Origin of the sequence: Burkholderia latens, from assembly GCF_001718795.1 — a bacterium.
GTDB lineage: Bacteria > Pseudomonadota > Gammaproteobacteria > Burkholderiales > Burkholderiaceae > Burkholderia > Burkholderia latens_A.
In genome coordinates, this window is sequence record NZ_CP013438.1 from 2016120 (window position 1) to 2030346 (window position 14227).

Annotated in this window: 12 protein-coding genes; 6 read left to right on the top strand and 6 right to left on the bottom strand. The window is 67.1% G+C overall.

All coding sequences use genetic code 11. From position 1 onward, the window contains the following. Positions 1 to 26: 26 nt before the first annotated feature. Entirely contained in the window at positions 27 to 785 is a 759-nt protein-coding gene (locus WK25_RS28205; RefSeq protein WP_069243344.1) for a DeoR/GlpR family DNA-binding transcription regulator, read from the bottom strand. Positions 786 to 984: 199 nt separating this feature from the next. On the opposite strand from WK25_RS28205, the gene WK25_RS28210 reads away from it, so the two are divergent. From WK25_RS28210 to nadE, 3 genes are all read left to right on the top strand, one after another. Beyond that, entirely contained in the window at positions 985 to 1170 is a 186-nt protein-coding gene (locus tag WK25_RS28210) for a hypothetical protein (protein WP_040140824.1), read from the top strand. A gap of 245 nt (positions 1171 to 1415) precedes the next feature. Next, a complete protein-coding gene (locus WK25_RS28215) occupies positions 1416 to 2285 on the top strand; it encodes a DMT family transporter (protein WP_059548554.1) in 870 nt (289 codons plus the stop codon). Positions 2286 to 2448: 163 nt separating this feature from the next. Beyond that, positions 2449 to 3297 carry an ammonia-dependent NAD(+) synthetase gene (nadE, locus tag WK25_RS28220; protein WP_040138707.1) on the top strand — a complete coding sequence of 283 codons (849 nt, stop codon included), beginning with the start codon at positions 2449 to 2451 and terminating at the stop codon, positions 3295 to 3297. Positions 3298 to 3390: 93 nt separating this feature from the next. On the opposite strand, the gene WK25_RS28225 is transcribed toward nadE, so the two are convergent. From WK25_RS28225 to WK25_RS28235, 3 genes are all read right to left on the bottom strand, one after another. Further along, positions 3391 to 5067 carry a S10 family peptidase gene (locus WK25_RS28225; protein WP_040138708.1) on the bottom strand — a complete coding sequence of 559 codons (1677 nt, stop codon included), beginning with the start codon at positions 5065 to 5067 and terminating at the stop codon, positions 3391 to 3393. A 73-nt stretch (positions 5068 to 5140) separates the two neighbouring features. Then, the gene (locus WK25_RS28230; RefSeq protein ID WP_040138709.1) at positions 5141 to 6730 is read right to left on the bottom strand and encodes a S53 family peptidase; all 1590 of its coding nucleotides are present in this window, start codon (positions 6728 to 6730) and stop codon (positions 5141 to 5143) included. Between the two features lie 274 nt (positions 6731 to 7004). Continuing rightward, a complete protein-coding gene (locus tag WK25_RS28235) occupies positions 7005 to 7628 on the bottom strand; it encodes a LysE family translocator (RefSeq protein WP_059548550.1) in 624 nt (207 codons plus the stop codon). Between the two features lie 134 nt (positions 7629 to 7762). On the opposite strand from WK25_RS28235, the gene WK25_RS28240 reads away from it, so the two are divergent. Continuing rightward, complete coding sequence (locus WK25_RS28240; protein WP_040138711.1) at positions 7763 to 8227, top strand: Lrp/AsnC family transcriptional regulator; 465 nt, start codon at positions 7763 to 7765, stop codon at positions 8225 to 8227. Positions 8228 to 8320: 93 nt separating this feature from the next. Here the strand turns inward: WK25_RS28240 and WK25_RS28245 are convergent, their stop codons facing one another. After that, positions 8321 to 9232, bottom strand: a complete 912-nt coding sequence (locus WK25_RS28245) for a LysR family transcriptional regulator (protein WP_059548548.1) — start codon at positions 9230 to 9232, stop codon at positions 8321 to 8323. A 138-nt stretch (positions 9233 to 9370) separates the two neighbouring features. On the opposite strand from WK25_RS28245, the gene speB reads away from it, so the two are divergent. Together speB and WK25_RS28255 are read left to right on the top strand one after the other, a co-directional pair. Beyond that, a complete protein-coding gene (gene speB, locus WK25_RS28250) occupies positions 9371 to 10327 on the top strand; it encodes an agmatinase (RefSeq protein WP_059548546.1) in 957 nt (318 codons plus the stop codon). Positions 10328 to 10379: 52 nt separating this feature from the next. Next, positions 10380 to 11705 carry an MFS transporter gene (locus tag WK25_RS28255; protein WP_069243345.1) on the top strand — a complete coding sequence of 442 codons (1326 nt, stop codon included), beginning with the start codon at positions 10380 to 10382 and terminating at the stop codon, positions 11703 to 11705. A gap of 180 nt (positions 11706 to 11885) precedes the next feature. On the opposite strand, the gene metE is transcribed toward WK25_RS28255, so the two are convergent. Next, positions 11886 to 14180, bottom strand: coding sequence for a 5-methyltetrahydropteroyltriglutamate--homocysteine S-methyltransferase (gene metE / locus WK25_RS28260; RefSeq protein ID WP_069243346.1), 2295 nt, complete (start codon positions 14178 to 14180; stop codon positions 11886 to 11888). Between the last annotated feature and the right edge of the window lie 47 nt (positions 14181 to 14227).

Sequence of the window (14227 nt, forward strand, 5' to 3'; positions counted from 1 at the left end):
GATGAACCTTGTGTGTCGACTGCGCGTCAGTCGCACACCACCAGCTCGATGCCGCGGCCGCTCAGCGCGCGGCGCACGGCCTTGTCCGGCGTGCGCTCGGTGACGAGGTAGCGGGCGGCCGACGTGCCGTTGATCCGCACGGGCGTGACGCGGCCGAATTTCGAATGATCGGCGACGATGACCGCCGTGCCGGCCGCCGCGATCATCCGGCTGCGCACTTCGGCGGCAAGCCGCGAATAGTCGGTGCAGTCGCCGTCGACGGTAATGCCGCCCGCACCGACGAACGCGAAATCGACGTGATATTGCCCGAGCTGCTGGATCGTATCGAGCCCGAACGTCGCGTCCTCGTCGTCGGACAGTTCGCCGCCGAGCAGCGTCACGCGATTGCCATTGCGCCGCGCGAGCACGAACGCGGTGCGCCAGTCGTTCGTGTAGACCGACAGCCGGTGCCGGTCGGTCAGTGCGAGCGCGACCGCATGCGGCGTGCTGCCGGAGTCGATCAGCACCGACGCGTCGTCGGGAACGAATTCGGCCGCGCGCCGGCCAATTACGCGCTTCGCGTCGGCGTGCGCCGCTTCACGCTCGGACAGGCTCGGCTCGCGCCGGTCCGCCGCGAGCGCACCGCCGTGCGTCATCACGAGCAGGCCGCGCGCCGCGAGCGCGTTCAGGTCGCGCCGCACGGTCTCGCGCGACACGTCGAGCGAGCGCACGAGTTCGGCCACGGACAGCGCGCCCGATCGGCCGAGCTCCGACAGAATGTATTGATGACGTTGTTCCGCCAGCATCGCGATGCGCCCGAGGTGACTGTTATGGGTAAGCCGGTCATTGTATTACGGCCGTTTGACCGCCATTTGACGCGGCGCGGCCGGCGGCCCGCGCGCTTCCGAAAGCGAAATTCAGTATTGCCCGATGCGCGCGAATCGGTGCGGCAGCGATTGCTACACTTTGCGTTTCGCCGAACGACAGACCATCAAGGGACGCGCAATGTATCGCAAAGGCAGTGTGATCGAAATCCAGTTTTCGCCGGAACGGCTCAACGACGGCGCCGGCGATCCGTACTGGATCGACCTGACGCTCGACGAGGCGCGCCGGTTGTACGAGCGACTCGCCGCACGCTTCGCGACCGATGCGCGCGCGAACCAGCCGCTCGACACGTTCTCGCTCGACTGATCTGCGTTCGTCAAGCGCGCCGCGCTGGAGCCCGCAGCCGGCTCGCTCGGCCGGCACGTCGCGCACCTGCCGCGCATCGCGTTCGACCTCTGCGATAGCAGCGAAAGCACACACCGCGCGTGGAGCAGATGCGTACCGCCGCCCTGCGCCGCGCGCGAGTGCAGAATCCGACAAGACGGCGGCACCGCTTCGCCCGATACTGATCGACTCCACGATTCGTCCGGTCGCATCGCGGCCCGCTCTGCATGCTCAACTCGCTCGTCGCCGCGGCTTTCGTCGCGCTGTGGTCCACCGGCTTCATTGTCGCGCGGGCCATCAAGCCCTACGCCGATCCCAACCTCTTCCTGCTCGCGCGTTTCGCGGGTACGGCCGCGCTGTTCGGCGTGGTGGCACTCGCCGCGCGCGCACCGTGGCCGGCCCGCCGAGAATGGCCGCGCCATCTGATCGCCGGCGCGCTGCTGCAAGGCATCTATCTCGGCGCGAGCTACTGGGCGGTCGCGCAAGGGCTGAACGCCGGCGTGATGGCGCTGCTCGGCGCGCTGCAGCCGCTCGCGACCGCCGTGCTCGCCGTTCCGCTGTTCAACGAGCGGCTGCCCGCACGCGGCTGGCTCGGCATGGCGCTCGGGCTGGCCGGCGTCGCGCTCGTGCTTGCGCCGAAGGTCTCGGGCGGCGTCGCGCCGCCTCCGGGCGCCGCGCCTGCGTGGTTCGTCGTGATCGTATCGGTGCTGTCGGTCGGGTCGATCACCGCAGGCTCGCTGTACCAGAAGGGCAGGCTCGCGCAGAACGACCTGCGCACGGCCGTCGCCGTGCAGAATCTCGGCGCGGCGATCGTCGCGGCCGTGTTCGTCGCACTGCTGCACGAAGCGCGCTGGATCGGCGCGCCGGCACTGTGGATTTCGCTCGTGTGGGGCGTCGTGTTCCTGTCCGGCGGCGCGGTCACGATGCTGATGTGGATGCTTCGGCGCGGCAACGCCGCGCGCGCGACGTCGTTGCTGTTTCTCGCGCCGCCGCTCGCCGCGCTGCAGGGTTACTGGCTGTTCGGCGAGACGCTCGCGACCATCCAACTGGCCGGCTTCGCGCTCGCGCTGGCAGGGGTCGTGCTCGCACGGCGGTGAGTTCGCCGCCCGCGACCGCGATCGCGCCGCCGCCGTTGCACCATGACGATGCACTGCGTGTCGCCGATGCAACGCGCGGCCGCCGGATCGCATGCGGGGCGCGGTGCCCGGCCGCGATTGCGCTTATGATGGGCGCCTCGCATTTCGTTCCGGAACCACCCCCATGACATCCGCCGATTACGCCAGCCGCCAACGCGCGATCATTGCCGAACTGCACGTCGCCCCGCAATTCGACGTCGACGCCGAAATCAAGCGCCGCGTCGATTTCCTCGCGCAGTATCTTCGTTCGACCGGCCTGCGGACCTACGTGCTCGGCATCAGCGGCGGCGTCGATTCGTCGACGGCCGGCCGGCTCGCGCAGCTCGCGGTCGAGCAACTGCGTGCCGAGGGCTATGACGCACGCTTCATTGCGATGCGTTTGCCGAACGGCGTGCAGAACGATGAAGCCGACGCGCAGCGTGCGCTCGCGTTCGTGCGCGCCGACGAGACGTTCACGGTCGACGTGAAGCCCGCCGCCGACGCGATGCTCGCGTCGCTGATCGCGTCCGGTCACGCATTCGAGAACCCGGCGCAACAGGACTTCGTGCACGGCAACATCAAGGCGCGCGAGCGCATGATCGCGCAGTACGCGGTAGCCGGTGCACGGCGCGGCATCGTGATCGGCACCGATCACGCAGCCGAATCGCTGATGGGCTTTTTCACCAAGTTCGGCGACGGCGGCGCCGACGTGCTGCCGCTCGCCGGCCTGAGCAAGCGCCGCGTGCGTGCGATCGCCCGCGCGCTCGGCGGCGACGAATTGATCGTGATGAAGGTGCCGACGGCCGACCTCGAGGAGTTGCGTCCGCTGCGCCCCGACGAGCACGCGTACGGCGTCACCTACGACGAGATCGACGATTTCCTCGAAGGCAAGACGGTCGCCGACAACGTGTACGAAACGGTGCTGCGCTTCTACGACGGCTCGCGCCACAAGCGCGCGCTGCCGTACACGCCGTTCGACTGGCCGGCCGCGTAACCCGGCCGCCGCAGCGCGAGAATCGCGCCGACGGCACCGGCGGCGCCGCGCGAGCCGGAACGGTTGCGCGCGGCGCGTGCCCGACGGGCGGCGCTACGCGTGCCCGCCCGTTTTCTTCGCCTGCAGCGCGCGGATCCGCATCCGCGCGCCCGTGTCGCTGACCGTCGCGTCGTACATCGCCGCCAGATCGCGCTTGAGCGCGGTGCGCGACCCCCCGTCCAGATACACCATGTGCCCCGACGGATAGAAGCGCGCGGACAGGTTCTGCCGCACCTTCCGGTCCTCGAGCGGCATCTGCTGCAAGTCGATCACGGTCTGGTAGAACGGCGTGACGAAATCGTACAGCCCGTTCGCCGACAACACCTTCAGATCGACGTTCAGCGCCATCACCGCGGCGAGATCGCCAGCGGTATAGAGGATTACGTTCCCCTTCGCATCGATGCCCTGCTGCTCGCCGGTCGGATCGATGTGGCTGAAGTCCCAATTCTGGAACGCCTGGTCGTTCAGGTCCGTGAACGCGGAGTTCGACGTGAACTTCAGCTGCTCGTTCAGATAGCTGTTCCACATTGCCGTATAGACGCCCGTCACCGCGGTCATCGTTGGGTCGTTGCCGCCGGAATTCGGATCGATCTTGCCGGCGATGCCGGACGAAATCCCGGTCACGCGGCCGTCGTACGAGCCGAGCGCGAGCCCCTGCGCATGCAGCAGCGTCGTCAGGAACAGCGAATTTCCGCGCGCGTCGTAGCCTGCGATGTCGAGCCCCCACGTCTGCAGCGTCGCCGTATCGATGCCCGTATAGTCGGACAGCTTCTGCACGACGGCCGGGTCCGCATGCGGGACGTTGCGCAACGCGCTCAGGTAGTCGGTGCGCGCGAACTGCGCGACTTCCTCGACGAACGCGCCGAGATTGGCCGGCGCCGGCTTGATGCCGAGCTTCTTGTGATACCACGCGTCGGCTGCCGCCGTCGGCAGCGCGCCGACCGGATTGCCGGCCTGCCGGTAGTCGAGGATCGACGACTGCAGCGTGACGCCGTTCAGGTCGACGCCGTCTTCGTGCAGCTTGTACGCGAGCACGCAGCTGCGCGCGGTGCCGTACGATTCGCCGAACAGGTATTTCGGCGAATTCCAGCGGTTGTTCTTCGTCAGGTAGCGCTTGATGAACTGCTTCAGCGAATTCGCATCCTGGTCGACGCCCCAGAAATCGCGGTTCTTGTTCGGCGCGACGGCCGCGGAATAGCCGGTGCCGACCGGATTGATGAACACCAGGTCGCTGTGATCGATCATGCTGTCCGGGTTGTCTTCAATCTGGTACGGCGCGGGCGGCGTGAATCCCGGCATCGACGTCTTGATGCGCTTCGGCGCGAATGAGCCGAGCAGCACGAACACCGACGACGATCCGGGCCCGCCGTTGTAGAAGAACGTGACGGGCCGCGTTTCCTCCCGCGCGCCGTCGGCCGTAAACGCGACGTAGAAGATCTTCGCGGACGGTTGCGAACTGCTCGGATCGACCGTCACGAGATGGCCGACCGTCGCCGTGTACGCGATGCGCTTGCCGTCGATCAGGATCGTGTGGTGCGTGATCGCGGCCGCCTCCGTCGTATCGGTGACCGAGTCGTCGGGGCCGTTGCCGTACGCGACCGGATCGAAGAACGGCACGTCGCGGCCGTGGCTCAGCGCGACCGGATTGATGGTCGGCGGCACGCCATGCGAATTGTGGTCGCCGTGATGCAGCGGATACACGCCGCCGGAAGATGCGGAATCGATGCCCATCGTGCTGCTCCTGGAGGTGAAAAAAGACGCGGGCAGGACACCCGCGTCGAAAGTGAAGGTGAATACCGGCGCGTCAGCTCGACGGCTTGCGCGCGAAGAGCGCCGCGAGTTTCGCGCCGTCGGGGCTGCCGAGGCCCGTGCACGCGTCCCAGCCGGCCGCGGCCGCATAGGTGCCGTTCGAGCCTTTCGTGATGTCGCGCAGCGCGCCGGAATTCTTGTACAGCACCGGGTTGATCCAGCCCGCCGATACACCTGCCGATGCATTGATTCGCGCGATCAGCGCGGCCCACAACGGTGCAACCGCGCTCGTACCGCCCATCACCGTCGGCGTGCCGGCGACCGACACCTCATAGCCCGTTTGCGGCGATGCATCGCCGGCAACGTCGGGCACGCCACGCTTCGCGAGCGGCGTGGTGGTACCGTCGGCGAGCGTGACCTTCAGCCCTTGCTGCCACGCCGGTACATCGAACAGCGAACTGACGCCGCCGCCGCCCGCGCCGCCGCCGCCCGCCTCGTCGTTCCACGTGACTTCGCTGCGGATGCCCTGCCCCGGCAGCGCGTCGAGCTGCGTGCCGCCGCAGCCGAGCACGTACGGGCTCGACGCAGGAAAATCGACGTGATCCGCGCCGTCCTGCAGCCCGTCGCCCGAGCCGCTGTCGCCCGACGCCGCACACACCGTGATGCCCTGCGCGGCGGCCGCCTGCAGCACGCGATTGAATGCGTGGGCCGACTGTGCCTGCCAGATCGCTTCCGGACCGCCCCAGCTGATGGAGATCACGGAAGGCCGGTTGGTCTTGTCGGTGACGGCGGCGTTGACGGCCTGGATGAAGCCCGCGTCGCTGTTTGGAGCGAAGTACACCGCGATCTTCGCGGCCGGCGCGATCGCGCCTGCGATCTCGATGTCGAGCGCGACTTCGCCGTCCGGGCCGTTCGGTTCGCCGGTCGGTGCATTGCGGCCGGTGCCGACGTTCACGTCGACGAGCGTCGGCGGGCTGGCGATGCCGAGCCCGCGGAAATACTGGTCGATATCGGCCGCGCGATAGCCGCCGCCAAGCTCGACGATCGCGATGCATTGCCCGGCGCCGTCGCCAGCAGGAAACCCGTACAGCGATGCAAGCTGCGGCGGCGTGAACGTGACGGCGGCCGCACCGCGCGCAGGTTTGAACGGCGGACGCAGGCGGAAGTGCGGCCTGGCCTGAGGCCGGCTGTCGAGACCGAGCACGGCCGTAACCGCATCGCCGAGTTCGTCCGGCAGCGCGATCGGGCCCGAACGGCCGCGATACTGACCGATCGCGCGATGCTCGAAACGCTCGAGCTTCACGCTGAACGCGGCCTCGAACTGCGCGATCGTGCCCGACAGCACGACGACGCTCTCGACCGGGTCGACGCGATCGACGGTCAGCCGGTGCCGGCGCGCGAAGTCCTCGGTCTTGCGAATGTCGTCGGGATTGGCGGAGAAACGCTGCGCGAATGCGTCGCGCGACAGCGGCTTCGCATTCGCATCGCCGCTCGCGAGCTGGTGGACCAATGCATCGAGTTGCCCTTCTTCCTGCCGCCGCAACATGATCGTGACGTGGATGCGTTCTGCCGGATCGCACTGACCGAGACACTTGGACTCGGCGACGATTCGGGGTTCACGGTCGGCTTGAAGATGCCTTGCCATGTTCAGACCCTCCTTGGTACCGCGTTGCACGGAACAGCCAGGAAATCGGACAGGGGCGGTGGAAGACGGTTCCGTTCGGTCAGTCGGTTCGCGACGGCGCGTTGCGACGGCGCGAAGTTAAAGGAAGTTTAGAACAGTCAGACGATTTGCGCCCGTGCAGGGCGGTACCGCGAAGTGCGCACGTGCCGGCATTGCGCAAGCGCCAAGCTTGGCGGCGCACCGCGTGGGGCAGCCGGCCGCGGAACGCACGGTAGCGATGCGACGACGCAGCGGCTCAGTCCATCGACAGGCGCAGCGCGAAGCCGATCAGCGCCGCCGAGAACGTCCAGCGCTGCACCGTCTGCGCGAGCGGATGCGCGCGCATCCATGCCGCGATGCGCGACGCGCCGAATACGCATGCAATGTCGAAACACACGCCGGCCGCGATCAGCATCGCACCGAGCTCGAACATCTGCCATACGACCGGCCCGGCCTCGGGCCGCACGAATTGCGGCAGCAACACCGAGCAGAACAGCAGCGCCTTCGGGTTCAGCAGGTTCGTCAGCAACCCCTTGAAGAACGACTGCCGCAGTTCCGCCGCAGCAGCCGCGTCGCCGTCTGCGAGCGCGAACACGGGCGAGCGGAATACCTGGATCGCAACGTAAGCGAGATACAGCGCGCCGCCGTAGCGGATCGCCTCGTACAGCCACGGCGCGCTGCGGATCAATGCCGCAACGCCGCAAGCGGACAGCGTCACGTGCACCGTGCGCGACAGCGACAGGCCTGCCGCCGCCGCGATCCCGGGCCGCACGCCGCGGCCGATGCTGGTCTGCAGCACAAGCGCCATGTCGGGGCCCGGCACCGCGTAAATGGCCGCGAGCGCGGCGAGATAAATCAACAGCAAATGCGTGGAAATCATGGTCTGCCCCCGTCCTTCAATGGCGATATGTTGCCGCTGAAGGCGGAGGGATTATTGGCCATCTTTCGCTCCGGATTGCCCGCTTGTAGCGGAATCCGCCACAATACGTTCACTGGAACAAGGAATCCTCCAAAATGATCGAGCTAGACAAAACCGATCGCGCGATTCTCGCTGCTGTGCAGCGCGACGGCCGCCTGCCGATTGCGCGCCTCGCCGAGTCGGTCGGCCTGTCCGAAACGCCGTGTGCGCGGCGCCTCAAGCGTCTCGAAAACGACGGCTATATCGAGCGCTACCGCGCACAACTGTCGCGGCAGGCGCTCGGGTTCGGCGTCGTCGCATTCGTGCTGGTGCGGTTCGCGACCCACGACCGCAAGGTCGCCGACCGGTTCGAGCGGGAAGTGCTCGGCATCGAGCGGATTCTCGCGTGCCACAACGTCGCGGGCACGGCCGACTATCTGCTGCAGGTGGTCGCGCGCGATCTCGACGATTACGGCACGTTCCTGCGCGAGTCGCTGCGGATGTTGCCGGGCGTCACGTCGATCGAATCGGCGCTGTCGCTGCGGGAAGTGAAGCATGACGCGGGCTTGCCGGTGCCGTGATGCGGGCCGTGCCGGCTGGCGCGCGGCGCTCTTTCGCGTTGCCGCGTGACCGGCGTTGCGTCGTCCGCCCGGCCTCTCACGACTTCGCGTGGCTCAGACCACGTCAGGCGACTGATGCGCGCGCTCGAGATCCTCGAGAAACGCCTCGACGACCGGATCCCCGCGCCCGTCGCGCGCGACGACCATGTGGAACGTGACTTCGTAGTGCAGCCGCTCGGGATTGAGCGGTGCAAGCAGCCCCTGCGCGACGTAAGGCGCCGCGAAGTGCTGTGGCAGATAACCGAGGTGATGGCCGGACAGGATCAGCAGCGCAACCGCTTCCATGTTGTCGGCGGTCGCGGTCACACGATCGGGCGTCGTCGACATCTGCGCCTCCGGCAGCGGGTACGACCGCCACGCCCATTCGAATCCGGCGACGTCCGCCGGCGTCAATGCGCCGGCGCGCTCGAACAGCGGATGGCCGCGCCCGCAGTATGCGACCTGCTGCTCGATGAACAGCGGCGTGTAGTGCAGCGTCGGCACGCGGTGCCAAAAGTAGCCGACCGCGATCTGAATCTCGTTGCTCAGCAGCTTTTCCTCGAGATCGCCGGGCGCGCGCACCGAGATCGAGAAGCGCACGGCTTCGTCGCGCGTACGGAACGCCGCGATCGCCTCGGCGATCCGGGCGTTCTGGCTGACGGGCGTATGACCGATCAGGCCGATGTTCAGCGTGCCGACCAGCTGGCGGTCCATGTGCCGCGCGGCCATCCCGAATTCGTCGAGCGCGGCGAGCAGCTTGCGGCTCATCGCGTGGAACCGCTCGCCTTTCGGCGTAAGCCGGAAACCGCTGCGGCCGCGCTCGCAAAGCCGGTAGCCGAGCCGCGTCTCGAGCGACGACAGCTGCGCGCTGATCGTCGACTGGCCGACGTTCAGCATCGCCTGCGCGGCCGACACGCCGCCCGCGTCCGTGACCGCGAGAAACACGCGGATCAACCGCAGATCGAGGGTCGACAAATTCCCGAGCACGCTATTCCCCTTCCATACATCGATGAAAATCGATGTTTACGTCGATATCTTCGCATTCTTCTTTCCGGCCGGACGCGTAAAACTATGCGCCAGACCGCGTCGAATGATACGGCAACCCCACATCGGAAGAGGCATCCCATGAACGACCACACCCATTTCCAGCCGCTCGGCGGCAATGAAATGCCGCGCAGCGGCGGCATCGCGACGATGATGCGCCTGCCGCACGTGCCGAGCGCCGCCGGGCTCGACGCGTGCTTCGTCGGCGTGCCGTTCGATCTCGGCACCTCCAACCGCACCGGTGCGCGCTTCGGTCCGCGCCAAATCCGCACCGAATCCGTGCTGCTGCGCCCGTACAACATGGCCACGCGCGCCGCGCCGTTCGATTCGCTGCAAGTCGCCGACATCGGCGACGTCGCGATCAATCCGTACAACCTGCACGATTCGATCGCGCGCATCGAAGCCGCGTACGACGCGATCCTCGAGCACAACTGCAAGCCGGTCACGCTCGGCGGCGACCACACGATCGCGCTCCCGATCCTGCGCGCGATTCATCGCAAGCATGGCAAGGTTGCATTGATCCACGTCGATGCACACGCCGACGTCAACGATACGATGATGGGCGAAAAGATTGCGCACGGCACGCCGTTCCGCCGCGCGGTCGAAGAAGGGCTGCTGCACGGCGACAAGGTCACGCAGATCGGCCTGCGCGGCACCGGCTACGCCGCGGAAGATTTCGACTGGTGCCGCGAGCAGGGCTTCCGCGTGGTCCAGGCCGAGGAATGCTGGAACAAGTCGCTCGCGCCGCTGATGGAGGAAGTGCGCGCGCGCATCGGCGACACGCCCGTCTACATCAGCTTCGACATCGACGGCATCGACCCGGCGTACGCACCGGGCACCGGCACGCCGGAGATCGCCGGGCTCACGGTGCCGCAGGCGCTCGAGATCATCCGGGGCGCGAAGGGGTTGAACATCGTCGGCTGCGATCTCGTCGAAGTCGCGCCACCGTACGACCCGTTCGGCACCACGGCGCTGCTCGGCGCGAACCTCGCGTACGAGCTGCTGTGCGTGCTGCCGGGCGTCGCGTACCGCGACTGAGCGCCGCCACCCGACTATTCCAATCAGAGGATTCCAGAGGAGCACACAGCAGATGGGGACTTCCGTCAAACAACCGAAGCGGGCGGCGCTCGCATCGTTCGTCGGCACCACGATCGAGTGGTACGACTTCTATAGCTACGCGACCGCCGCGGCCATCGTGTTCGGCCCGCTGTTCTTCCCCGGCGAAAACCGCTTCATCAGCCTGCTCGCGTCGTTCGGCTCGTTCGCGGTCGGCTTCTTCGCGCGGCCGCTCGGCGGCGTGATGTTCGGCTATCTCGGCGACCGCTTCGGCCGCAAGCGTTCGCTGCTTGCGACGCTCATGCTGATGGCCGTGTCGACCGTCGCGATCGGACTGCTGCCGACCCACGCGCAGGCCGGCGTGATCGCGCCGATCCTGCTCGTGCTGATGCGCGTGCTGCAGGGCGTCGCGGTCGGCGGCGAGTGGGGCGGCGCGGTGCTGCTTGCGGGCGAGCATGCACCCGCAGGCAAGCGCACGTTCTTCGCGTCGTTCGCGCAGCTCGGCAGCGCGAGCGGCCTGATCCTGTCGATGCTCGCGTTCGGCGCGATCAGCACGCTGCCGAAGGAGGACATGATGAGCTGGGGCTGGCGCGTGCCGTTCCTCGCGAGCGCGGTGCTGCTGGCGGTCGGCTTCGTGATCCGTGCGAGCGTGTCCGAATCGCCCGAGTTCGAGGAAGTGAAGAAGAGCGGCAACACCGCGCAAAACCCCGTGCGCGAGGCGCTCCAGTACTGGCCGCTGCTTCTGCTCGCGATCGGCGCGAACGTGTACGGGATCGCCGGCGTGTACTTCAGCAACATTTTCATGATCAGCTATGCAACGCAGTTCCTGTCGCTCGACCGCTCGATGGTGCTGCACTGCATGACGATCGTGGCCGTGTTGCAGTTCGTCGTGCAGCTCGCCGCAGCGTTCCTCGCACAGCGCTTCGGCACGACGCGCGTGCTGCTGATCACCGGCGCATGGGCCGCGATCGTACCGTTCGTGATGCTGCCGCTCGTGCACATGGGCACGCCGGTGTCGATCACCGTCGGCGTCGGCCTCGCGACGCTCGCCGAATCGGGCTACTACTCGGTGGTCGCGGGCTTCGTCAGCGGCATCTTCATCGCGCGCATCCGCTACACCGCGATCTCGATCGCGTACCAGGTGTGCGGCGCGCTCGCCGGCGGCCTCACGCCGCTCGTCGCCACGCTGATCGCACAGAACGTGGCGCCGCAATGGTGGCCGCTCGCGATCCAGTACACGAGCGCCGCCCTGCTGTCGTCGCTGTGCGTGTGGCTGATTTCGCGGCGCGTCAGCATCGACGATGCCGGCGCACCCGGCCAGCAGGACGACGCACTGCCGCGCGGCGCGCGCACCGCGTAATTCCACGCAACTCACGCAACGGGCAGGCGACATCGCCTGCCCGTTTGCATTGTGCCTGCGGCACAGCGCTCAAGCTCGACCGTATCCGCGAAGCAACATCTCGACAAGCGGCTCGCGCATGCAGCGCCGCGACTTGGCGCTCCCGTCATCGACAGCGGCGGGCTGCGCGCTTCGTCCGCGTTATCGCATCTGATTGCGCAGCGTCTTCGCGGCGGCGACCATGTTGGTCAGTGCCGGCATCACCTCGGCCCACTGGCGCGTCTTCAGCCCGCAGTCCGGATTCACCCACAGCCGTTCCGCCGGAATCCGCTCGGCCGCCTTCTGCATCAGGCCGACGATATGATCCTGCGTCGGGATGTTCGGGGAGTGAATGTCGTACACGCCAGGCCCGATCTCGTTCGGATAACGGAAATTGTCGAACGCGTCGAGCAGCTCCATGTCCGAGCGCGACGTTTCGATCGTGATCACGTCCGCGTCCATGTCGGCGATCGACGCGATGATGTCGTTGAACTCCGAATAGCACATGTGCGTATGGATCTGCGTGTCGTCCCGCACGCCGTTCGCGGCGATGCGGAAGGACTCGACCGCCCACGTCAGATACGCGCCCCATTGCGCGCGACGCAGCGGCAGCCCTTCGCGCAGCGCGGCCTCGTCGATCTGAATCACCCGCACGCCGGCCTTCTCGAGATCGAGCACTTCCTCGCGAATCGCGAGTGCGAGCTGGTAGCACGATACCGAGCGCGGCTGATCGTCGCGCACGAACGACCAGTTCAGGATCGTCACCGGCCCGGTCAGCATGCCCTTCATCGGTTTGCTCGTCAGCGACTGCGCGTAAGTGATCCATTCGACCGTCATCGCGTTCGGACGGCTGATGTCGCCGAACAGGATCGGCGGCTTCACGCAGCGCGACCCGTATGACTGCACCCAGCCGAACTGGCTGAACGCATAGCCGTCGAGCTGTTCGCCGAAGTATTCGACCATGTCGTTGCGTTCCGCTTCGCCATGCACGAGCACGTCGAGCCCGAGCGATTCCTGTTCGCGCACGCTGCGTTCGATTTCGGCCCGCATCGCCGCGCGGTAGTCGGCTTCATTCAGCACGCCGGCCTTGAACTGGCTGCGTGCGTGGCGGATTTCGGCGGTTTGCGGGAACGAGCCGATCGTCGTCGTCGGGAAGTGCGGCAGGTTCAGCCGCGCCGACTGCTTCGGCGCCCGCTCCGGGTACGGGCTCGCACGGCTGCCGAGCTGCGCGTCGATGCGCGCGATCGCCGCCTTCACCGCCGGATTGTTCACGCGCGGCGAGCGGCGGCGCGACTCGATCGCGGCCGCATTCGCGGCGAGCGCGTCGGCAACCGCGTCGCGGCCCGCGTTCAGCGCGGTCGCGAGCACCTTCAGCTCGTCGAGCTTCTGCAGCGCGAACGCGAGCCACGAACGGATCTCCGCGTCGAGCTGCGCCTCGCTCGCGAGATCGACCGGCACGTGCAGCAGCGAGCACGACGGGGCGAGCCACAGCCGCTCGCCCAGTTGCTTTGCGAGCGGTTCGAGCCAGTCGAGCGCTGCGTTCAGATCCGTCTTCCAGATGTTGCGCCCGTTGATCACGCCCAGCGACAGCACGCGATCGGCAGGCAATGCGCGCACGAGCGCATCGACCTCGTCTCGCGCGTTGACCGCGTCGATATGCAGGCCGTCGACGGGCAGCGACGCCGCGAGCGACAGATTGTCCTGCAACTGGCCGAAATACGTGGCGAGCAGCACTTTGATCCGACGCGTCTCCAGCGTGTCGTACGCGATACGCAGCGCGTGCCGCCACTCGGCATCGAGTTCTGTGACGAGAATCGGCTCGTCGATCTGCACCCATTCGACGCCCTGCGCGGTCAGCGTGTCGAGCAGCGCACCGTATACAGGCAGCAGTTTCGGCAACAGCGCGAGACGGTCGGAATCGTCCTTCACCTTGCCCAGCCACAGATACGTGACGGGGCCGAGGATGACCGGCTTCACGGCCACGCCGAGCGCCTGCGCTTCGGCGAGTTGCTGCAGCAGCCGCGACGGATCGAGCGAGAAGTTCGTGTCCGCGTGGAATTCCGGGACGATGTAGTGGTAGTTCGTGTCGAACCACTTGGTCATTTCGCCGGCGGCTACACCGCCGCAGCACGCCGCATGCTCGCCGTCCGATTGGGCGGAACGGCCGCGCGCGACGCGGAAATAGTTGTCGAGCGAATCACCATGGAAGCCTTGCACGCGCTTTGGCAGGTTACCGAGCGTGAAGCTCATGTCGAGCACGTGGTCGTAGAACGCGAAATCGCCGAGCGGCGCGAGATCGAGATCACGTTGCTGGGCCCAGTGCCGCTGGCGCAACTCCGCGCCAAGCGCCCTCAGCGCGTCGCGCGACGACTCGCCCTTCCAGTAGCGCTCGAGACCGAACTTGAGTTCGCGCTTCGCGCCGATCCGCGGAAAACCGAGATTGTGTGTCGTAACCATGAAGCTGCCATCCAGTAGAAATAGTCGATCCGGCAGCCATCATAGGG